General features: G+C 43.9%; 24 protein-coding genes and 1 tRNA gene. 14 read left to right on the top strand and 11 right to left on the bottom strand.

What is annotated here, in order from left to right; all coding sequences use genetic code 11:
• The first annotated feature begins 300 nt into the window (after positions 1–300).
• Positions 301–2,478 carry a transporter substrate-binding domain-containing diguanylate cyclase gene (locus B6K08_RS09215; RefSeq protein WP_080325993.1) on the top strand — a complete coding sequence of 726 codons (2,178 nt, stop codon included), beginning with the start codon at positions 301–303 and terminating at the stop codon, positions 2,476–2,478.
• A gap of 119 nt (positions 2,479–2,597) precedes the next feature.
• Here B6K08_RS09215 and B6K08_RS09220 read toward each other — a convergent pair whose 3' ends face one another.
• The gene (locus B6K08_RS09220; RefSeq protein ID WP_039211795.1) at positions 2,598–3,881 is read right to left on the bottom strand and encodes an ArsB/NhaD family transporter; all 1,284 of its coding nucleotides are present in this window, start codon (positions 3,879–3,881) and stop codon (positions 2,598–2,600) included.
• Between the two features lie 311 nt (positions 3,882–4,192).
• Positions 4,193–4,879: a cysteate racemase gene (cuyB, locus tag B6K08_RS09225; RefSeq protein WP_080325994.1), complete on the bottom strand. Its 687-nt coding sequence runs from the start codon at positions 4,877–4,879 to the stop codon at positions 4,193–4,195.
• Between the two features lie 336 nt (positions 4,880–5,215).
• On the opposite strand from cuyB, the gene B6K08_RS09230 reads away from it, so the two are divergent.
• Positions 5,216–5,292, top strand: a tRNA-Pro gene (locus B6K08_RS09230).
• Between the two features lie 64 nt (positions 5,293–5,356).
• A complete protein-coding gene (locus tag B6K08_RS09235; RefSeq protein WP_080325995.1) occupies positions 5,357–6,871 on the top strand; it encodes a Y-family DNA polymerase in 1,515 nt (504 codons plus the stop codon).
• Between the two features lie 65 nt (positions 6,872–6,936).
• Here B6K08_RS09235 and B6K08_RS14210 read toward each other — a convergent pair whose 3' ends face one another.
• From B6K08_RS14210 to B6K08_RS13800, 4 genes are all read right to left on the bottom strand, one after another.
• A complete protein-coding gene (locus B6K08_RS14210) occupies positions 6,937–7,068 on the bottom strand; it encodes a hypothetical protein (protein WP_268761945.1) in 132 nt (43 codons plus the stop codon).
• A gap of 83 nt (positions 7,069–7,151) precedes the next feature.
• Positions 7,152–7,292 (bottom strand): hypothetical protein, encoded by a 141-nt coding sequence (locus B6K08_RS13795; protein WP_159446752.1) that lies wholly within the window; start codon positions 7,290–7,292, stop codon positions 7,152–7,154.
• Between the two features lie 422 nt (positions 7,293–7,714).
• Positions 7,715–8,557, bottom strand: a complete 843-nt coding sequence (gene amrS / locus B6K08_RS09240) for an AmmeMemoRadiSam system radical SAM enzyme (RefSeq protein ID WP_080325996.1) — start codon at positions 8,555–8,557, stop codon at positions 7,715–7,717.
• Positions 8,558–8,822: 265 nt separating this feature from the next.
• Complete coding sequence (locus tag B6K08_RS13800) at positions 8,823–8,987, bottom strand: hypothetical protein (protein WP_159446753.1); 165 nt, start codon at positions 8,985–8,987, stop codon at positions 8,823–8,825.
• Positions 8,988–9,289: 302 nt separating this feature from the next.
• Between B6K08_RS13800 and B6K08_RS09245 the strand changes: the two genes are divergently transcribed.
• The 3 genes from B6K08_RS09245 (at position 9,290) to B6K08_RS09255 (ending at position 11,691) form a co-directional block, all read left to right on the top strand.
• A complete protein-coding gene (locus B6K08_RS09245) occupies positions 9,290–9,886 on the top strand; it encodes a hypothetical protein (RefSeq protein WP_080325997.1) in 597 nt (198 codons plus the stop codon).
• Positions 9,858–10,037: a hypothetical protein gene (locus B6K08_RS09250; RefSeq protein WP_039211809.1), complete on the top strand. Its 180-nt coding sequence runs from the start codon at positions 9,858–9,860 to the stop codon at positions 10,035–10,037. The genes B6K08_RS09245 and B6K08_RS09250 overlap by 29 nt, the downstream gene beginning before the upstream one ends.
• Before the next feature lie 343 nt (positions 10,038–10,380).
• Positions 10,381–11,691: a histidine-type phosphatase gene (locus B6K08_RS09255; RefSeq protein ID WP_052212546.1), complete on the top strand. Its 1,311-nt coding sequence runs from the start codon at positions 10,381–10,383 to the stop codon at positions 11,689–11,691.
• Between the two features lie 101 nt (positions 11,692–11,792).
• Here B6K08_RS09255 and B6K08_RS14215 read toward each other — a convergent pair whose 3' ends face one another.
• The 4 genes from B6K08_RS14215 to B6K08_RS09270 all read right to left on the bottom strand — a co-directional run bounded on the left by B6K08_RS14215 (position 11,793) and on the right by B6K08_RS09270 (position 13,438).
• The gene (locus B6K08_RS14215) at positions 11,793–11,927 is read right to left on the bottom strand and encodes a hypothetical protein (RefSeq protein ID WP_268761946.1); all 135 of its coding nucleotides are present in this window, start codon (positions 11,925–11,927) and stop codon (positions 11,793–11,795) included.
• A 102-nt stretch (positions 11,928–12,029) separates the two neighbouring features.
• Positions 12,030–12,254, bottom strand: a complete 225-nt coding sequence (locus tag B6K08_RS09260) for a hypothetical protein (protein ID WP_080325998.1) — start codon at positions 12,252–12,254, stop codon at positions 12,030–12,032.
• Between the two features lie 139 nt (positions 12,255–12,393).
• A complete protein-coding gene (locus B6K08_RS09265) occupies positions 12,394–12,771 on the bottom strand; it encodes a hypothetical protein (RefSeq protein WP_039211813.1) in 378 nt (125 codons plus the stop codon).
• Between the two features lie 106 nt (positions 12,772–12,877).
• The gene (locus tag B6K08_RS09270; RefSeq protein WP_039211816.1) at positions 12,878–13,438 is read right to left on the bottom strand and encodes a hypothetical protein; all 561 of its coding nucleotides are present in this window, start codon (positions 13,436–13,438) and stop codon (positions 12,878–12,880) included.
• Between the two features lie 293 nt (positions 13,439–13,731).
• Between B6K08_RS09270 and B6K08_RS09275 the strand changes: the two genes are divergently transcribed.
• The 4 genes from B6K08_RS09275 to B6K08_RS09290 are packed head-to-tail and all read left to right on the top strand — an operon-like array spanning position 13,732 to position 15,578.
• A complete protein-coding gene (locus tag B6K08_RS09275; RefSeq protein ID WP_159446754.1) occupies positions 13,732–14,664 on the top strand; it encodes an alpha/beta hydrolase in 933 nt (310 codons plus the stop codon).
• Positions 14,665–14,724: 60 nt separating this feature from the next.
• Positions 14,725–14,964, top strand: coding sequence for a hypothetical protein (locus B6K08_RS13585; RefSeq protein ID WP_143254889.1), 240 nt, complete (start codon positions 14,725–14,727; stop codon positions 14,962–14,964).
• 41 nt (positions 14,965–15,005) lie between these two features.
• Positions 15,006–15,167, top strand: a complete 162-nt coding sequence (locus tag B6K08_RS09285) for an aldo/keto reductase (protein WP_234985340.1) — start codon at positions 15,006–15,008, stop codon at positions 15,165–15,167.
• A gap of 15 nt (positions 15,168–15,182) precedes the next feature.
• A complete protein-coding gene (locus B6K08_RS09290) occupies positions 15,183–15,578 on the top strand; it encodes a hypothetical protein (protein ID WP_143254890.1) in 396 nt (131 codons plus the stop codon).
• Between the two features lie 91 nt (positions 15,579–15,669).
• Here B6K08_RS09290 and B6K08_RS09295 read toward each other — a convergent pair whose 3' ends face one another.
• Positions 15,670–15,930, bottom strand: coding sequence for a phosphorylase family protein (locus B6K08_RS09295; RefSeq protein ID WP_080326002.1), 261 nt, complete (start codon positions 15,928–15,930; stop codon positions 15,670–15,672).
• Positions 15,931–16,186: 256 nt separating this feature from the next.
• Between B6K08_RS09295 and gltS the strand changes: the two genes are divergently transcribed.
• From gltS to B6K08_RS09315, 4 genes are all read left to right on the top strand, one after another.
• Positions 16,187–17,428 carry a sodium/glutamate symporter gene (gene gltS / locus B6K08_RS09300; RefSeq protein WP_080326003.1) on the top strand — a complete coding sequence of 414 codons (1,242 nt, stop codon included), beginning with the start codon at positions 16,187–16,189 and terminating at the stop codon, positions 17,426–17,428.
• 40 nt (positions 17,429–17,468) lie between these two features.
• Entirely contained in the window at positions 17,469–18,386 is a 918-nt protein-coding gene (ftcD, locus tag B6K08_RS09305) for a glutamate formimidoyltransferase (protein ID WP_080326004.1), read from the top strand.
• Between the two features lie 3 nt (positions 18,387–18,389).
• Complete coding sequence (locus tag B6K08_RS09310; RefSeq protein WP_039211829.1) at positions 18,390–19,022, top strand: cyclodeaminase/cyclohydrolase family protein; 633 nt, start codon at positions 18,390–18,392, stop codon at positions 19,020–19,022.
• 106 nt (positions 19,023–19,128) lie between these two features.
• On the top strand, positions 19,129–19,500 hold the full coding sequence (locus B6K08_RS09315) for a hypothetical protein (protein WP_159446755.1): 372 nt from the start codon (positions 19,129–19,131) through the stop codon (positions 19,498–19,500).
• Positions 19,501–19,570 lie beyond the last annotated feature (70 nt).

The raw sequence follows: 19,570 nt of genomic DNA on the forward strand, positions 1-19,570 counted from the left end.
GGACATATATAATAACATTGTCCACTGAGTACATATTATACAATAACATCTGTACACTTATCAACAGTTTGTTGATAAAATGTGTATACTTTTTGGTAAATAATTCGAGATAAAAAAGATAAAGTACTTTTTTCATATTAGTATTTTTGAGAGTAATTTTTAAGAAGTTTTTAAGGACAAAATTGTTGTAAAAACAATGGACACAAGCCGATTTATTAATATATTATGTAGATAAACAAATATTCAGACAATATTTACGAGTTGATATTCATTTCGAGTCTATTTATTGAGGATAGAGATATGTTTAGAATATTTCAATTTAAATTCATTTTGTCTATCTGCCTGTCTTTTCTGCTTCTTTTAGTCCATCAGCCCCTTAATGCAGAAGATTACATTGGGGGCAAGGGGCCAGTACGGGTAGGTGTACTGGATATAAAGCAGGATACCAATCCCCAGAGCAGGGAGCTGCTGGAACGACACATGAAAGCATACCTTAGGGAGCTTTCAAAACGCACTCATTTGGGATATGAATATATTCCGGTACAGCCCCCGGAGGGACAACGGATGCTACAGGAAGGTACCCTGGATTTGCTGGCCCCAGTACAGCGAAATGGCTCCCTTTATCCGACGAAAATATATAGTGAGGGCTATTCCGTATATGGTATGCTGAGTCTCTTTACTCTCCCGGGCAGTAATCTCAATGTGCTGGATAATTCCACCATGAATGGTGTAACCATAGGTTATGTAACTGTAGAAAACAATACCAGCTACATCCGCCATTATGTACAGACCCAAGGCTGGCAAAATGTAAACTATGTCACCTACGCCAACGGACAAAATATGATAGAGGCCCTTCATCGGGGCGAAATACAGGCTGCCATGGATGACGGTTCTGATCTTTTGGGAAATGAGATTGAGTTGGGAATTATTGTCATAACCCAGTGCCAGTTTATGGCCCTGCCTACCAAGCAGGAACTTATACGTGAGCTGAACAGTGCCATCCTCGACACGGAGTTGAAAAATCCTTCCTTTGCCACCAGGCTTGAGCAGACTTATATTGACCCTGCCATTCACAGCATTGCGGTCTATGCCGAAAGTGAACGCAAATTTACAGAGACCGCTCCTCCTATCAGAATCGTACTGCCAGGAGATTATTCTCCTTTTGTAAAAAGTGGTGGAGGAATATTCGGAGATATTATTGAAATTTTAGGCAATGACAGCGGACTAACATTCGAGTTAATAATAGCCAATAATTCCCATGAAGCCAGAGAAATGTTGAAAAATGGCCAGGCAGATATTATGCCTTGCGTATATTCCGGTGCCAATTACGAAAATCCACTAAACTACACCAATAACTTTCTTTACGTAGAATATTCTGCAATAGTACATGAGGACAACACCTTTATTGGCACCCCAAAAACCATGGTGGCACCTGCCAAGACTCCAGGACTCAGCGAATATTTAAAGAAACAATTCCCGGAATGGGATGTCATCATATTGGAAACAGTGGAGGAATGTCTTGAGGCAGTGGAAAAGCATCAATACACTATTGCCATGGTACCAAATCTTTATCTGCAACAGCACAACAATCTCATTACCAGACCAAATCTAAAAATCAACGATAAATATAGCTGCCATATCGGTATCAGTCTGATAGCCGCAGAGACAACTCCGGAAATGCTGACCCATGTGCTGAACACAGCCATCCAACGTCTTTCACCTGATGAAGTTAACCAAATTATTAAGAAAAATAGTACTCCAGTTATTAATCTTGGCTTTTTGCTACAGGAATATCCAATCCATTTGGCAACAGCCATATTATTCACATTGATAATCTTGCTGCTCATTGGCTTTATTATCCATAATAACCGCCAAACAAGAAAACGTAATATTATCCTTTCTGAAAAAAATGAAGAACTGGAGAGGGCCCTCTATGAAGTAAAAGTCCTGAGAAAAGACAGGGATGCCTACAAGCAGGAAGCAGAAACAGACCCTCTGACCGGCCTGCTCAACAAAAGAGGAATTGCCCTGCGCTGTCAGGAGCTGCTGGACAGGCAGCAGGAGGGTGAATCCATTGCCCTACTCATTATTGACTTGGACCACTTTAAAGAATTCAATGATACCTACGGACATCAAATGGGAGACGAGCTCCTTATTAGCTTTGCCAAAATTCTGAAAACCGTCTGCACTGATCTTACAGCACTAGGACGTTTTGGCGGTGACGAATTCATGATGATGGTAACCTTACCGCCAGAGTCCACAGTAATGGACATCAGAAAGCAGACACAATGGCTTCTGACCAGCATAAAGGACATGATGGTGGGGGGACACGCAGCTAATGTGACCGGCAGCATCGGCATCGCCATCACCAAGGAAAGGGGCACCAGCTACGATTACCTGTTCCGCCATGCTGACCGCGCCCTCTATAAGGTAAAGGACGCCGGACGTGACGGCTTCCAAATCTACGAAAAGAAATAATTAATTTGATTCACTAAGATTTCATAAAAAAAGAAGACTGCGGCATGGTGTCTCGAAACCACTCTAGCCGCAGTCCTCTTTTTATATTAAGCGCATTAACCTAATTTAATTGTATCCCATTACATGAGGTAACGGAGATATACATAAGCTGTACTGATGATGATGGAAAGAATCATCAACGGGAAAGCTATCTTCATAAAGCCGATGAAGGAAATCTGTCTGCCATGCTGAGCTGCCATGGAAGCAACTACTACGTTGGCACTGGCACCGATGAGAGTACCGTTACCACCAAGGCATGCCCCCAGAGCCAGTGACCACCACATAGGCTCCAGATTGCTGAGGCCCATGGCACCCATGTCCTTGATTAGCGGAATCATGGTTGCTACAAATGGGATATTATCAACGAAGGCAGAGGCAAGAGCAGACATCCAGAGAATCAGGATGGCAGTTCCCTCTACAGAACCGTGGGTAATCTTAATACCTTCCTCAGCCAACCACTTGATAACGCCGGTTTCAACCAAGCCGCCAACCAAAATGAACAGGCCTGCGAAGAAGAAAATTGCAGTCCACTCAACCTTGCTGAGAACCTTTGCAATCATTTCCTCATCTCTTGTAAAGGTAATCAATAAGAGAAGACCGGCACCAGAAAGAGCGGCAGTTGCAGACTCAAGACCCAAGGCACTATGGGCAACGAAAAGGCTCATGGTCAATGCCAATACCACCAGACACTTTTTCATAAGAGGCTTGTTGCTAATCTGCTTTGCGGCATTCAGCTTCATTACCTGCTCCTGAAGCTCAGGCGTAGTGTGGAGGGACTTGCCATAAATCATCTCCAGCAGGAATACAGTTACAGCAAAAATTATAATTGCCGGAAGCGTCAAGTGAATGATGAAATCCATGAAGCTCAAGCCAACGGCAGAACCAATCATGATATTTGGTGGGTCACCTACCAGAGTTGCAGTACCACCAATGTTAGATGCCAAAATCTGGGCAATCAGGAAAGGCTTTACATCAACCTTCAACTGGGAAGTAATGCTGAAGGTTACTGGAACTGTCAACAAAACTGTTGTTACATTATCCAAAAGTGCGGAGCATACAGCTGTCAACAGGGCCAGTGCCAGAAGCAGCTTCATAGGGTTAGCCTTAACCCTCTGGGCCGCCCAAATGGCCAGGAAGTTAAACAAGCCCGTTTCCGCCGTAATATTTACGATAGTCATCATACCAATGAGCAAACCCAAGGTATTAAAATCTATGTGATGAATTGCCACCTCCTGGGACAAAATTCCACAGAGGATCATCAACATAGCGCCAACGATACCAACGATGGTACGATGGACTTTTTCTGAAATAATCAGTGCGTATGCAGCTACAAATATCACCACTGCAATGGTCGTTGTATCCACAACATTACCTCCTCTAACCGAAAATATTTGTTTGACGATTTCTTAAATTACCCTAACTTTATCATATAATCAATAATTTGTACATAGGGAATTTCTATTGTTTTGAATTAATTTGTATAATGAATTATTTCTTATGTACAATAACTGAAAAATTTTAAAGATATGTAACCTAAGACCTCTTAATAATACACCCATTATACATATTATTGCAAGTAGCTTTTAATAGCTGGTACTAAAAAAGCAGAGCCGAATTGACTCTGCTTTTATTTCCCTTCAATGCTGAACCATCAGACAATTAAGCTGGTATAGCTTTAATCTTCCCGGGCAAACTTCACTGCTGCCTTGGCCAGCTCGTCGGTGGAATCAACGAATACGCCTTCCAGATTGTACATGGTCACAGCCACCGGCACCTCAGTACAGCCGAGGATAAAGGCCTCTGCCCCCTGCTCCTTCATTTCCGCAAGCAAATTCTTAATATCGTTTGTATCGTAATTCTGATTATTGGCCTTTACGCCATCATAAATCATGTCATCAACAATATGCTGCCTTTCTGCTGAAGGGGCAATACACTTAAGGCCTTTGGCCTCCAATGCCTTCTGGTATAATCCGGTACTGATGGTACCACTGGTGGCCAGCAGCCCCACACTTTTATACCCCTTTTCCATAATGGCAGCAACTGCCACATCAATAATGGACAACACTGGAATTGTAATATGAGGTAAAAGCTCCGGCAAAAAATAATGGGCTGTGTTGCAGGCCATAATGATAAAATCCGCTCCGCCCATCATAAGCCGCTTGGCACTTTTCAGCATTTCCGGAACTGGGGATGCTCCCAAGCCCTTAATGGCCCTGGTACGATCCGGAATCCTGCAATTATTGTCCACCAGCATAGGAATATGCTCCTGATCCACCTTAGCCGGCGTAGCCAAAATAATTTTCTTCATTAAGTCCACAGTGGCCATTGGCCCCATGCCACCCATGATGCCTATTGTTTTCATATACTCCAAGCCCCCTATAATGTCGCAAATAAAGACTCTGTCTTCTGATACCCTTAACGTGCCAAAAGCATATCATCGGCATGCATTTTAATTAAATATTTACAATATATAAATATTATAACGCAGTTGTTCAAATTTTTCTTCCCCATAAGAAAAATCTACCACTTAGCGTTTCCCTTTCAGGACTAGCTTCGCGTCGCAACGAGGTGGTAGATAGTTTCACCTCGTTATAGAATATTTTTATCAATTTAGCATAGAAATAGTAAATTTTTCTTTTTTTATTGAAATAACCTGCCAATAAGGAGTATCATAATAAGCAGTTATCCATATAATTGTCGGGATGTAGCGCAGTTTGGTAGCGCACTTCGTTCGGGACGAAGGTGTCGCAGGTTCGAATCCTGTCATCCCGACCATTTTTATGCAAAAAAATAAATCCCTTCATGTTCTAATTTTATTCCACGTCAGGATGTGAGAGCCATGACTGACAAATGCTATATAGCCATAGATTTGAAATCCTTCTACGCCTCTGTAGAGTGTAAGGAGCGGGAGCTTGATCCTCTCACCACCAACTTGGTTGTGGCAGATGAAAGCCGCAGTGGCAAAACCATCTGTCTGGCCGTAACCCCTTCCCTTAAAGCCCATGGAATATCGGGAAGGCCCCGGCTTTTTGAGGTTCAGCAGAAGGTTAAGGAAATCAATTACCTTCGCAAGGCAGCCGCCCCTGGACATAAATTCACCGGCAGCTCCGTTGATTCAAAAGCACTGGAAAAGGATCCTTCCCTCGCTATTGATTACATTGTAGCCATGCCCCGCATGGCCCGTTATGTGGAATACAGTGCAATTATTTTTGGCGTTTATATTAAATACGTATCAGCAGATGATATTCACAGCTACAGCGTAGACGAGGTATTTATTGATGCAACGCCTTACCTTGCCACCTACAAAATGACAGGCCATGAGCTGGCACTGCGCATTATCAGGGATATCAAGGACAGCACTGGTATAACCGCCACTGCCGGTATCGGCACAAATCTCTATCTGGCCAAGGTGGCCATGGACATTGTGGCCAAGAAAATTCCAGAGGACGAGGATGGAGTCAGAATTGCAGAGCTGGATGAAATGAGTTACCGCCGCCAGCTATGGACCCACACCCCTATAACTGATTTTTGGCGTGTTGGCCACGGCTATGCAAAAAAACTCAAAGAACATGGTCTTTACACCATGGGGGATATTGCCCGATGCTCCCTGGGACAGGAAAACGAATATTACAACGAGGATTTGTTGTACCGCCTTTTTGGCATAAATGCCCAGCTCCTTATTGACCACGCCTGGGGCTATGAGCCCTGTACAATAGAGGCCATAAGGAAATACCAGCCTTCATTCAACAGCATAAGCAGCGGTCAGGTGCTTCAAAGTGCCTACTCTCATGAAAAGGGACGGCTCATCGTATGGGAAATGACTGATCTTCTTGTGCTGGAGCTGGTGGAAAAGGGACTGCTTACTGACCAAATAGTGCTGGATATTGGTTATGACATTTCCAATGTTACAGAACATAATTACAAGGGTAGCACCCATATTGACCACTATGGTCGCAGGGTTCCCACTCCGGCCCATGGTTCCATGAGCCTTGAAAAGCACACATCATCAACCCGCCTGATACTGGATGCAGCGCTGGAACTGTTTGATAAAATTACAGACCCCAACCTTTTTATCCGACGGGTAAATGTTACCGCCAACCACGTACTCAGTGAAAGTGTACTAAAACGGGAAAAAGATAAGCCCCAGCAGCTTGACCTCTTTACTGACTACGAGGCTGAAGCCAAGAAGCTGGAGCTGGAAAAAAAGGCCGATACCAAAGAAAAAGACCTCCAGCACGTCCTTTTGAATATCAAGAATAAATTTGGCAAAAACGCCATTTTAAAAGGTGCCAACCTTCAGGAGGGAGCCATGACTATTGAAAGAAACCAGCAAATAGGAGGCCACAAGGCATGAAGCAATTTATTAAATAAAACAAAAGGAGCTGCCGAAGCAGCTCCAAACCATCCGATTCTGATGTTTTAATATTGATGAATTTCCTCATATAACCCTACCAAAAGGCGGAATAACATTTTTCCTGCCATAATCCCCAACGCACCAGTCAGGCCGATAAACAACAATGAGATTAAGCCGAGCTCCAAATTTGCCATCATGTACAATCCCCCTTTTGTTCCGGGTAGTCAATAATAACGATAGAAATAAATGTGCGGTTTTATTGTATGTACGGTTCTACTTTTCATGCAGCATTATGTGGTTGCTGCTGTGGGGTCTGCTGTGGGTTCTCCTTCTTAGGCTGAGAGATGTCCCTGATCAAATCAATAATATCTCTGATAAACTGGCACGGCTTACGGCGTGGGCCATGAAGACGTGTACCCATGTTTTTGTCTTCTGCCCATACATACGAACCGTATAGATAAGTATTACAAAAAAAATTTTTGAAAAAAAATAAAAAGTTTTTGTAATGGATTTGATTTTCATCCGTATGTATAGATGTAAAACGATTCGGACTACCTTTTATCGTGGATGATAGATTTAGTCCGTGCTTACTTTTTTCCTTTTTGACGGGTCCTCTCCAGCCCGTCCCTCTCAAAGAAGCCGACTACACACGGCTTCTTTTTTTGCATAAAAATATGCTGTTGTATACTTTGGTTCAACAGCATTGCTAATAATAAAAAAAAATTGAAAAAAAATGTAATACATTCTTCTGTGGGTCGTATGTAAGGATGTCATATAAAATTACACAATTCATCTCATTCTCCCCTGCTTGTTATCCTCCAAAAAACAGGCAGGGCTCTTTTTTTACACATTCCCCAAGTAAACATAATCCAGATATTCCTGACTTATTTCCTGCAGCCTATATAATGTCGCCACCGGAGTGGCCTCTGTTTGCAGCTTGTAACGCGGAAAATAGCGGGACAAGTGAAGTGGTATATCCTTCCGCAACCGGGAAATCCACATAGCCTCTGAACGCATCATATCAGAATCATCATTGATGCCAGGAATAACAAGGGTTGTCACTTCCACATGAACACCGGCCTCCAACGACAGCCGTATGGTATCCTTGGTCGTTTTAAAATCTCCCCCCATCCATTTGTATCCATCTTCAGAAAACGCCTTTAAATCAATATTCATAGCATCTATATAAGGAAGGATTGCCTGCAATGGCTCCTGACATATTTGCCCATTGGTCACCAGAACCACCTTCTGCCCCTCTGCTTTCAACAACGGTGCCACATCCAATAAATACTCATAGCTGAGGAATGGCTCGTTATAGGTAAAGGCCACCCCTATGCTTCCAGCTTTCAAAGTGGCTTTGCGGGCAAATTCCACCATTTCCTCCGGGGAAACATAGCCCTGAGATACCTCTATTCCCTGCTGTGATATGGAATAATTTTGACAGAAGGGACATTTCATATTACACCCAAAGCCACCTACAGATAATATTGTTGTCCCGGGATAAAAATGATACAATGGCTTCTTTTCAATGGGATCAACGGCCAAAGAGGTGACCTGCCCATAGGAAATCGATTTTATGTTACCATCAATATTTTTTCTGGTACCACATAGTCCTGTCTTATTTGGATTTAAATTGCATTTATGCGGGCAAAGCCCACATTGTACCATACTGTTTTCCTTATTCATGGTGAATTACCCCAAATTTTAAATCTATTATTTAGCTATGCCCTTTATCTGGCCACCCATTATCGCACAAAAAACAGTTTGTTTATTTGCATTTAAATTATTAATGCTTACACCAATAACGCTACAACCAGAGTTGTTATTGGTGATATTATTATGACGCGTTCCCCAACGCTGTACTGCCGTTCCGCCACAAACCTGGTCCAATTCATCTTCAGAATATGTGCCCTGGCTAAAAAGCCAGGGCAATTTCTATTTACGGTCTTTTTTATTTGTTCTTGTTTTCTATATTTTTATTTTTTTCCAGTGCAGGATTACCAGCTGCAACCACCATATCCAGCTCATCATCTGTCATCCTCCCCGTCATAATACCTCGCATGGCATTATCCCGACGGTGCATGAACAATAACTGATTCCTTAAAGTCTCCCTCACTGGATGCAGGAGATAAAAATCAAAATCTTCCAGCCTTTTGTCAACTTCTCATCATCCATTTTTATCCCCCCTGTGTTAGTTTTTTTGATTTAAATTCTTCTTGTCCTTTATATCCATGAGAGGATAAAAGTGTTATAGAAATTTTAAAAAAATAATGATAACCGGTTCCGGAAAGCATTACATATTGTCTCCTACCGTTCCATATCCAGATTCTCCAGCTCCCCCCTTGTAACAGAACGATTATTCTGCTATTATTATATCAAACATATATTCTAATTACAACACCAGAAAGGAGCTTTCCCATGATTTTGTTCCGCCCCCGGGCTGCTGATTTTCAGACCGCCATGCGCCAGATACAGCTTTTCGACAGCTTTAACGAAATGGACGATTATCTTATCGACTACCACAACCTCCACAACATCATCACAAGTCAAGAGCAAGTATATACAACTTTCTCCCACAGTGACGAACTCAAGGACACCAAAAGCGGGTGGCTTCACTCCCGTTATATCTGCCTGGGTAATATCCCCCTGGGGATTTATGACAGCAAAACATTGGACCCAATAAAAAAGCCCCATCTGGAAATCGAAACAGATCCCCAGGGCGGGCTGAAGTGTCAATTTGACCTGATAGACGAGGGCTTCATCTTTTTCCTTGGTAATGACCAGTGGTATGGCCAAAGCAAACTGGTGGGCCTCAAAAGAAATGATATGTCCCAGCCCCTCTGTAGAAAGGACAATGTGCCGGTAACCCGGCAGGATTTTATTTATGCCCTCAATTATTTCATTGCCAGCCAGGCCATCAAAAAGCTGGAGGCCCAAAAGAAACGACAAGATGCAATACAGCTGATGAAGGAGCAGAGAAAGAACCATGGACAAGGAAAAACATCCCTATGCTGATATTATCGACCTCCCCCGCCCCGTATCAAGGAAGCATCCGCCTCTCCCCCTGATAAAGAGAGCCGCCCAGTTCAGGCCCTTTGAAGCTGTAAGAGGCCACAAGGAGGCCATTCTCAAAGTCATCGAAGAAAATGAAAAAAAATATGAATAACAGGAATATCAATAAAAATATTTCTCTTTTTTTATTTTTCTGCAAAAAGGTTCACACTAGCTTCTTAGTGTGAATCCCATGTATTTTAATATTTTATTCTGCATGATGGGCTGGGCCAATCAATTTGTAGTAGCACCAAATAGCAAAACTATAACCTGTTATCATGAGTACAGCCATGGGAATCGGGGTTTTATCTCCGGCAATACCTACCAGGGGCATTATTGCTCCGCCCAGCGAGTATTGAAGATTGTATCCGAATCATTGACGAGAGATTTTGATTTTTGTTTGGATAAATATTATTATTAGGCTGTACCAACATTGTGATTTAGAAGGAGGGGGTAGTATGTTATCAATGGAAAGCCGTATGAAAAACTATATAAAATCAGTTGTAGCATTGACGTTTTCGTGGATACTGGTTTTGGTGTGCTTTATTCCAGCCAATGCCAGCTCGTTTCTTACTGACAAGGGGTATCAGCTGGAACAGGTGGTGATGATGAGTCGCCATAATCTGAGAACTCCGTTGTCAGGAAAGGGCTCTATTGCGGAAAAGATGACAAGCCATCAGTGGCAGCAATGGTCCATTCAGCCGGGGCATCTGACCCTAAAAGGGGCCATAAACGAAACTGCCTTTGGACAGTATTATCGCTGTTACCTGGAGGATGAGGGCTTTATGCCTGTGGACTGGGTGCCACAGGAGGGGGAAATTTCCTTTTATGCCAATTCCTTTCAGCGGACCATTGCCACGGCCAAATATTTTTCCAGCGGGATGTTGCCAGTAGCCAATGTTCAGGTGGTACACACCAAGGGGATTGATGAACCGGACCCGGTATTTTTCTTTCCCTTAGAGCTTGATACTCCACGTCTGTACGAGTTGGGTGTATCCTATACGGAACAGAATATGCCCCGCTATTTGACCAATGGAGAAGCCATGTTGGCCAGTTTTGAAAAGGTAATGGATTTCTCCCATTCTGAATATGCCAGGGAAAAGGGCATTGAACATTTAGACCCAAGGGATGTTCATTTTGTGTTAGGTGGCAAAAATAAAAATGTTCCCGGATTTAAGGGCTCCTGGCGTGATGCCTACAAGGCCACAGATGCATTAATAATGCAATATTATGAAGAGCCGGATAACAACAAGGCCGATTGGGGTACGGGCCTTACAAAACAGGACTGGAAAAATATAGGAGATATCTCTACAAGGGGTATATCCATGATTTGCGAAAATCCAGCCCTATCATTGAGATATATTCATTCATTACTGGAGAAAATGGATTCTGATCTCAGTAACGAAGATAAACGGTTTTCATTTTTTTGCGGTCATGATACCAATATTATTATGCTCATGACAGTGCTGGGAGCCGGAGATTACCATGTTCCGGGTGCTATTACAGACAAGGCCCCTATTGGCTGCAAGATTGTCCTTGAGAAACGGCGGGGCAAGGATGGGGAGCTGTATATCAATCCATATATTATTTACCAAAGTGACCGCCAAATACGCCATTGTGAGGTACTGGATTTGAATAATCCTCCGCTGCGCTATCCTATAAAACTGACTGGTATTGAAGCGAATGAAGATGGGTTGTACCGTTACAGTGATTTTAAAAGGCTGTTGCAGGATATCCACGCCCAATATGCTTACTATACGGAAACATAAAGGCGCGTTTCAAAGAAAAACTTTCACACACTCACAAAAACGGAGCCTTCTCAAATTGAGAAGGCCCCGTTTTCATCTAAGCATTTTTTGATGGATTAAAATTACTTAATCATACTTTCAGTAGGGTCACCGATAATAGTAGGGTCCTTTCCACCCAGCTCTGGGGTAGGAAACTTGCTATCATTATTTGGCTTTTTGATCTTGATATCAATGTCTTTAGGAGTTAAGATATCCAAATCTCCCTGACCAATGTTCCCAGCGTTGCCGCCTGATACCTTATCCAGTTCCTTGTTAGAGTCGCTTCTTTAGCCATAAATTTCCCCCTTTAATTGTATTTTTTATTTCTTCTTATTATCTATATTTTTATTTTTTTCCAATGCAGGATTGCCGGCTGCAGCCACCATATCCAGCTCATCATCTGTCATCTTCCCCGTCATAATACCTTTCATGGCATTATCCCGACGGTGCATGAATAATAACTGATTCCTTAAAGTCTCCCTCACTGGGTGCAGGAGAGAAAAATCAAAATCTTCCAGCCGTTTTGTCAACTTCTCATCATTCATTTTTATCCCCCTGTGTTTGTTTTTCTTTTATCTTTTATATCCATGAGATGACAAAAGTGTTATAATTCCATTATTTCTTGCTAATTTATAACACTTTCCCCTGCTCAGGGATATAAAGAACAGAAAAGGAAATACACACTCAAGTAAAACGTATATAAACGTAAATAAAGGGCACGTAGAAGCGGTTGTGCTTTTCATCAGGGATTGTATAGCTTCTTCCAGTGCCATCAGCAACGGAGGGTCGGAAACCGACCCCTGTTTCAATTTTGGGGCAAAATAAAAGCCCTGCACTTAAGCCAAAAATTACGCCCTTTAGCTGGTTTACATCCACGGATTCCGTTTCTGTTATTCCGGAAACTAATACCATGCCGGTAGTAGTTAGACACAGCATAAAAAGGCTTCCCAAAACGCCCCGAAGAAAGGCCAAGAAATCAGATGGAACGGGGATATAGCGTCTGAATACGCCGCTGGAGCCCCATATGAGCATGGCGGTAATGACCATTAAGTAAGACTTCATTGTTACCTCAATCCTAAATAAAGGCCGCTGGCCCTTGGGAGTTTCCCTTTGAGCTGGCGGCCTCGTTTACATTTTTTGTTGAATAATCCTCCATTTTGGGTTTCGCTTAAGACCTATAGCTTAGCTTATTAAATTCTTTCAACAAGCCATCAGCCTGTTCATGTCTTCCGGCCTTTCTGAGCATACCTACTGCAGCATCAACGGTTGCTTTTGCAAAATCATCACCTAGTGGCATTACATTTTTGTATACGAAATAAGCAATTTGAGCGGAATTACAGCCCTTTTGTACCATGACACCAATATCATTAACGGCCGATATTATCTTCACTGGTATAGCAATTGGTTTAAAAACAGTTAGAGCTATTCCTTTTACGAACCCTCCAATAGACCATCCACCAGCAACTTTATCCAGTTCCTCATCAGTAAGTGTTTGTCCTGCAAGGTGATATTCTTCTAAAGTGAAGGGTAAATTCTCTGCTTTAGCCAATGGCTGAAGTACCTCTGCAAAATATTTATCATTGTAGTCCTTTATGTCAATATCTGTAGTAGATTTCGGTGGTATAGGATTTTTTTCGCAATAAATATTATCTGCTTCTTTTAGTTTTTTTGCAAACTCCTCGCTCTCTAATGCCTTTTCAAAGAACACTTTTACATTTTCAATAGCCATAATTTTTCCCCCCTATGTTGGTTTTTGTGATTAAAATTCTTCTTGTTTATTATATCCACGAGAGGATAAAATTGTTATCTTCTTTTTTACTTTTCTGCAAAAAATTTGGTTTCTCTCCCGCTAGTAAAAGGAATTTTTTTATTAGTGCGACAGCCCCGTTATAAAAATGTACAGCCGTTGGAACTACGAAGAATAATGATACCATGCTGGATTTTCTTTATGGTATAATGATCGTATGTGATGTCTATTTTCGTTTAAATGTTCATTTTAAATAATAAAGTGAGTTGATGTATATGAAAAAAAAAGGCGTGATAGCTTCCCTTATCGTTGGGCTCATAGCAATAATTATGGTCCTGGGGTATGCAATAGGGTCGTATTTTGTTAATTTTGCTTTAAAACGCGGCAACGACACTGACCCATTGGCACCGCCTGCAGCTTGTCTGAATATACATGACAAAGCTCGAACCATTCCAGCTCAGTCGAAGTATAGAAATGAAGAATGGTCCGCCACTTCATCTGATGGCAGGCATTTGGCGGCAACGCATTATATTCCTGACAATCCTGGCAGGCGTTGGGCAATTTTGGTTCATGGCTATGGCAGGGACCAACGATATACCGGGGATTATGCGGAAGTATATCTTGAGCATGGTTATCAGGTATTGACGCCAGATCTTTGTGCCTCCGGCAAAAGCGAGGGGCAATATATTACAATGGGTGTTAAGGAAGGTGAGGAAATAGCTATTTGGGCGAACAGGATCAAAGCCCAATACCCTGATGCCCAGATAGTGCTTCATGGTGTATCTATGGGAGCAGCCACAGTTTTGATGGCAGCTGCCAGAGATGATATAACAGGAATTACTGCTGTTATCGAGGATTGTGGTTATACAAGCGCTTATGAAATGTTTTCCAACCAATTAGGTGTTATTTTTGATCTGCCGGAATATCCTATTATGCCATGTGTTGATGTGGTAAGCGGGTTAAAGACGGGGGTTAAGATTTCTGATGCGGCACCTATAAATGTTATAGACCGTGTAAAGGCCCCAGTATTGTTTATACATGGTGCCGATGACAAGCTTATTCCACCAAGTATGATGGATAGATTATATGATTCCTGCAGGAGCAAAAAGAAAAAAATTATTATAGAAGGTGCGGGACATGGTGATTCCATGACAACGGACAGTGAAACCTATTGGAAAAATATTTTCGATTTTTTGTCAACAATATGATTTCTTTACCTCACAATATATATCTATCAACCAACCACTTCAGAAAGGCGGATGGTAATAATGAAAAAAGTTATGGCAGTTTTGTTATCAGCTATAATGCTGCTGTTTGGAACAGCCTGTGGCACCGGAACATCTGAAGGAAAGGGTGGAGAAACAAGGAATACAGCTGTATTGAAAGAGTCCAAAGAAGCCTTGCCGTTGACGTTAAAGGAGATTTCTGCTATGTCAGTCAAGTTAAACAGCGGGTATGAGATGCCTGTAATCGGATTTGGAAAGAGAATTTTGAAAATGAAACGATAGCCGCCATTGCACATGCCCATGGAAGAACTCCGGCCCAGATTATTCTTCGCTGGCAGATACAGGCCGGGTATGTGGCAGTTCCGGGTTCAGCAAACCCGAACCATATTGCAGAAAATATCGCCGTATTTGATTTTTCTCTTTCTGGGGAAGAAATGAACAGGATTGCCAAATTGAACAAGCATCAAAGATATGAAAACTGGTGAAAAGGAGTGTTTTGGGTGAAAATTAATAATGAATTAGGCAACAATAATGTCCTTTGGCAGCAGGCACAGGACAAGAAAAAGAGCAATAAGGGCATACCTGTAAGTGACGATTTTTCCAGGATATTGCAGAATATGAGAGAGTATAAACCAGCTAACTATGATGACACCATAAAGGTTGATGATAAAACAACGGTGACTACGCAGGTGTTATCTGATGGTTCCACCCTTACAACTGTGAGAAAAGAGGGAAAAATAATATCCCAGAGTAAAACCCCTGCAACCCGTCCGGAAAAAAATCCGACAGTGATTTCCACTGAAACTATAAAGGGACTCAAACAGGAGGATGAGGAACAATTACAAGCTATGACTAACCCTGATGCTCAATCAAAAATTGTTACAGAAATAGTATAGCATCGCCGTTAAGTTTGGTTGAGAGCAAAAAATGTAAAATTTAAGCCCTATTCGGGAGGCAAATTAATGCCAGCTGAATAGGGCTTTAGTTTTATGCATCTGTCCTTATTCCTTTATTTTTTGCATAAGACCTTACTACTTCAAGAACATATTGTTGACAAGATGTTCCGGCAGCTGGGTCAAAATCTTCATTGTGAATTTCTGTATTTGATATAATACGAATTCCTAAGAATGGCACCTTATAATTTTTGCAAATATGTGCAGCTGCATGAGCTTCCATTTCTTCACAAGAAGAACCATATTTTTCGTTTTTGCATAGCAAGTCATATTTGTGTACTGTTATTTGGACCACGCCGATTTCAGCGTAACACTTAATATTTATCTTCTGATGTTGTCCGTTCCGAAGTTAATATGATAGGCGCTCTGCTATGGCAGGGCATTTTTATTGTAGAAAAAAGATATGGCGTGATGATATAATGACATTAATATTTTAGCATCCCTGCAACCAAGAACCTCATTGGTAAGGAACTGACTTTAAAAAATAGCGGCAACTCGGGCACTGCGAGTTTCTGAGACCGCTCCTGTCAGAAAGAAAAAGGGGGGAACTTATGTCTTTTGAAACTGTTGATGGTACATTGAATATCAGCTGTTCGATGGTCATGACGACGGCACTGGCAGCTATCCTGCTCCTGATTGGCTTCTGGATCCGGAAGAAGGTGAACTTCCTCACGAAGTACTGCATTCCGGCTCCTGTGGTGGGTGGCTTCCTGTTCATGTTCATCACCTTTGCCGGACATCAGAGCGGCGCGTTCGCGTTCAAGTTCGACACGACCTTCCAGAGTCCGTTCATGGTGGCGTTCTTCACCACCGTCGGCCTTGGCGCGTCCCTTTCCCTTTTGAAGAAGGGTGGCATACTGCTGATAGTCTACTGGCTAATCGCTGGCGTCGTATCCATCATCCAGAACTGCATCAGCATCGGCCTCGCCAATGTCACAGGCCTTAAATATCCCTACGCACTCCTGGCAGGCGCCATCTCCATGATAGGCGGACACGGAGCGGCAGGCTCCTACGGTTCTACCTTTACCGATATGGGCTATCCGGCAGGTATCACCGTCGGCGCGGCAGCTGCGACCCTCGGCCTGATATTCGGCGTTCTGGCGGGCGGACCGGTGGCCCATATGCTGATTGAGAAGAACCACCTGACCCCGGACAATTCCGAGACTCTGGACACTTCCGTCGAAGAGATCAACGCAGGACACGGCGAGAAGCTTACAAGCCTGGATGTCCTGCAGAACGTGACCTCGATCCTGTTCTGCATGGCGCTTGGAACCGAGATTTCCGGCTGGATTGGCAAGCTTATCGGAATGAGCTTCCCGTCTTATGTCGGCGCAATGTTCGTCGCTATGCTTGTCCGCAACCTGAACGAGCAGTTCCACTGGTATCATTTCAAATTCCCACTGGTGGATGGCACTGGCGATATTATGCTGAACCTGTATCTTTCCATGGCACTGATGAGTCTGAACCTGTATCAGCTGCTTGACCTGATTGGACCGGTCCTTCTCATCGTCGTTACGCAGGTGGTGGTACTGGTGCTCCTTTCCATCTTCGTCGTTTTCCCAATCCTAGGAAAAAACTACGATGCAGCAGTCATGTGCGCGGGCCTTCTGGGCCACGGCCTCGGTGCTACGCCATCCGCACTCGTGAATATGACGGCGGTCAAGGACAAATATGGCATGTCCAGAAAGGCCTTCATGATTGTCCCAATCGTCGGTGCGTTCCTGGTGGATATCATCTATCAGCCGCAGACCATTGCGTTCATCAAGTTCTTCGTGCAGGACTTCGCAGGTTGACGGAAGAACAGAATAAAACTGTTAAGAGGAGTACAGAATTATGGCAAAACTTGTTGAGTGTATCCCGAATTTCAGTCTGAGCAAAGAGAAGAATGAAGCTGGCTACAACACACTAATCGAAGTGGCAAAGAGCGTGCCGGGTTGCATCCTTTTTGACGCACAGACCGACGGAAACCACAACCGCAGCGTCTTCACGCTGCTTGGCTCTCCCGAAGCAGTGGAAGAGGTGGCGTTCCGTCTAGCGAAGAAGGCAATGGAGCTGATCGACATGAACCACCATGTGGGCGAGCACTCCCGCATGGGTGCCACCGACGTCATTCCCTTCGTACCTACCATGGACGTGACCGTGGAGGAGTGCGTTGAGATGTCAAAGCGCCTCGGAAAGAGAATGTGGGATGAACTGAAGATCCCGTCCTTCCTGTATGAGGATTCCGCAACGGTACCGGAGCGCAGGAATCTGGCAACCTGCAGAAAGGGACAGTTCGAAGGCATGCCCGAGAAGCTGCTGCAGCCTGAGTGGGCACCGGATTTCGGTGGGCGGAAGATACACCCCACCGCTGGCATTACCGCCATCGGCGCGCGTCCGCCGCTGGTCGCCTTCAACGTGAACCTGGCGACCTCCGATGTGCAGATTGCGAAGAATATCGCAAAGGTAATCCGCGAGTCCTCCGGCGGCTTCAAGGCCTGCAAGGCCATGGGCTTTATGCTCGAGGACAGAGGCATCGCCCAGGTCTCCATGAATATGGTAAACTATGAAGTCACTTCCCTTCCGGTGGTCTACGAGATGATTCGCGCCATGGCGGAGCGCTACGGAACACATATCGTCGGAAGCGAACTGGTGGGGCTTGCGCCGGCTAAGGCACTTCTGGACTGCGCGGAATTCTACCTGAAGCTCGAGAATTTCGATTACAAGAACCAGGTGATGGAGTATCATCTGATTGATATGCTTGGAGAGTAAACAATGAAATTATCAGAACTGAGCGTTCTGGCCTTCACGGAGCGGGTAGCCTCCTGCGATCCTGCTCCCGGCGGCGGTTCATGCGCGGCACTTTACGGCTGCCTTGGAGCTGCGCTGACAGCGATGGTCAGCGGAATGACACAGAACAGAAAGAAATACGCTGAATACGAGGAGCATGTGAAGGAAATCGAGGCGAAGTGCGGGATGCTCCGTGAAAAGCTGGCGGACGTGATGGAGCGGGACACGGACGCGTTTCTTCTGGTAAGCGATGCCTACGCCCTCCCGAAGGCGACGGACGAAGAAAAGGCGGCCAGAAGCCTGGCAATCCAGGAAGGACTGAAGGCCTGCACCAGGACACCACTGGAGATGATGGAGCTGATGGGGGAGGCTGTTGAATTGATTTCCTCCATGATGGACGGCTTCAACACGAACTGTGCCAGCGACCTCGGCGTGGCGGCACTGTCCCTGAAAGCCGGCATTCTCGGTGCCTGGCTGAACATAAAAATCAACACTGGTTCCCTGAAGGACAAGGCCTTCGCAGCGGATGCCGAGGCGAGAGGACAGGCGGTCCTGGACCGTGCAGTCCCCGCGGCAGATGACTGCTTTGCCAGACTCCTGAAGATGGTGGAAGGATAAGCCAAAACGCAGAATACATTGCTTTTGAAGACAGGGGAATAGACATATGAAAAATTATAGGTTAGCGTTATCCCTTATTCTGGCCGCGCTGTTGTCTTTTGCGTGTTTGAATGCAAATATTTCATTTTGTCAGGCTGCCCAATGGGAATGGGTGACTTCAACTGACGAAGTTGATTATGAAATTGATGTTTCCACAGTTCAAAGGGTACAACTTAAATTTGCCGGGGATAATGTGATATGTTGGATAAAAACAACCACGTTGGATAATAAATATGGTATGGCCAAGTTCGCCTTCAGAGATAAGAACGGCATCAAACAATATGTAATGCTTTCCGGAACCGGTTATGATGAAAATGGAAATGTAACTGGCTGGGCACCAACAATAAGTGAGCCCTTTGATTTTCATTATCGGACAATCAACAAGGGCAGCTTTTATGAAGCCCTCTATGATAAAGCCATGGAATGTGTAGCTGAATAGTCTTCTACAGCCCCTGCGTGTTGCTCTTTCTAATAAATAGGCAGGAGATGAAAACAGTAAAAGCCCTGAG

Origin of the sequence: Anaerovibrio lipolyticus DSM 3074 (assembly GCF_900141865.1) — a bacterium.
GTDB lineage: Bacteria > Bacillota > Negativicutes > Selenomonadales > Selenomonadaceae > Anaerovibrio > Anaerovibrio lipolyticus.

What these genes read in the sequence shown, in the direction of transcription:
- B6K08_RS13585 (WP_143254889.1), top strand. Translation starts at nt 14,725, where the DNA reads ATGAAAAAAGTTATGGCAGTTTTGTTATCAGCTATAATGCTGCTGTTT.
- amrS (WP_080325996.1), bottom strand. Translation starts at nt 8,557, where the DNA reads ATGAATAAGGAAAACAGTATGGTACAATGTGGGCTTTGCCCGCATAAA.
- B6K08_RS09265 (WP_039211813.1), bottom strand. Translation starts at nt 12,771, where the DNA reads ATGAAGTCTTACTTAATGGTCATTACCGCCATGCTCATATGGGGCTCC.
- B6K08_RS09215 (WP_080325993.1), top strand. Translation starts at nt 301, where the DNA reads ATGTTTAGAATATTTCAATTTAAATTCATTTTGTCTATCTGCCTGTCT.
- cuyB (WP_080325994.1), bottom strand. Translation starts at nt 4,879, where the DNA reads ATGAAAACAATAGGCATCATGGGTGGCATGGGGCCAATGGCCACTGTG.
- B6K08_RS09255 (WP_052212546.1), top strand. Translation starts at nt 10,381, where the DNA reads ATGTTATCAATGGAAAGCCGTATGAAAAACTATATAAAATCAGTTGTA.
- B6K08_RS09260 (WP_080325998.1), bottom strand. Translation starts at nt 12,254, where the DNA reads ATGAATGATGAGAAGTTGACAAAACGGCTGGAAGATTTTGATTTTTCT.
- B6K08_RS13795 (WP_159446752.1), bottom strand. Translation starts at nt 7,292, where the DNA reads ATGGGTACACGTCTTCATGGCCCACGCCGTAAGCCGTGCCAGTTTATC.
- B6K08_RS09235 (WP_080325995.1), top strand. Translation starts at nt 5,357, where the DNA reads ATGACTGACAAATGCTATATAGCCATAGATTTGAAATCCTTCTACGCC.
- gltS (WP_080326003.1), top strand. Translation starts at nt 16,187, where the DNA reads ATGTCTTTTGAAACTGTTGATGGTACATTGAATATCAGCTGTTCGATG.
- B6K08_RS09245 (WP_080325997.1), top strand. Translation starts at nt 9,290, where the DNA reads ATGATTTTGTTCCGCCCCCGGGCTGCTGATTTTCAGACCGCCATGCGC.
- B6K08_RS09310 (WP_039211829.1), top strand. Translation starts at nt 18,390, where the DNA reads ATGAAATTATCAGAACTGAGCGTTCTGGCCTTCACGGAGCGGGTAGCC.
- B6K08_RS09250 (WP_039211809.1), top strand. Translation starts at nt 9,858, where the DNA reads ATGGACAAGGAAAAACATCCCTATGCTGATATTATCGACCTCCCCCGC.
- ftcD (WP_080326004.1), top strand. Translation starts at nt 17,469, where the DNA reads ATGGCAAAACTTGTTGAGTGTATCCCGAATTTCAGTCTGAGCAAAGAG.
- B6K08_RS09275 (WP_159446754.1), top strand. Translation starts at nt 13,732, where the DNA reads ATGAAAAAAAAAGGCGTGATAGCTTCCCTTATCGTTGGGCTCATAGCA.
- B6K08_RS14210 (WP_268761945.1), bottom strand. Translation starts at nt 7,068, where the DNA reads ATGATGGCAAATTTGGAGCTCGGCTTAATCTCATTGTTGTTTATCGGC.
- B6K08_RS09270 (WP_039211816.1), bottom strand. Translation starts at nt 13,438, where the DNA reads ATGGCTATTGAAAATGTAAAAGTGTTCTTTGAAAAGGCATTAGAGAGC.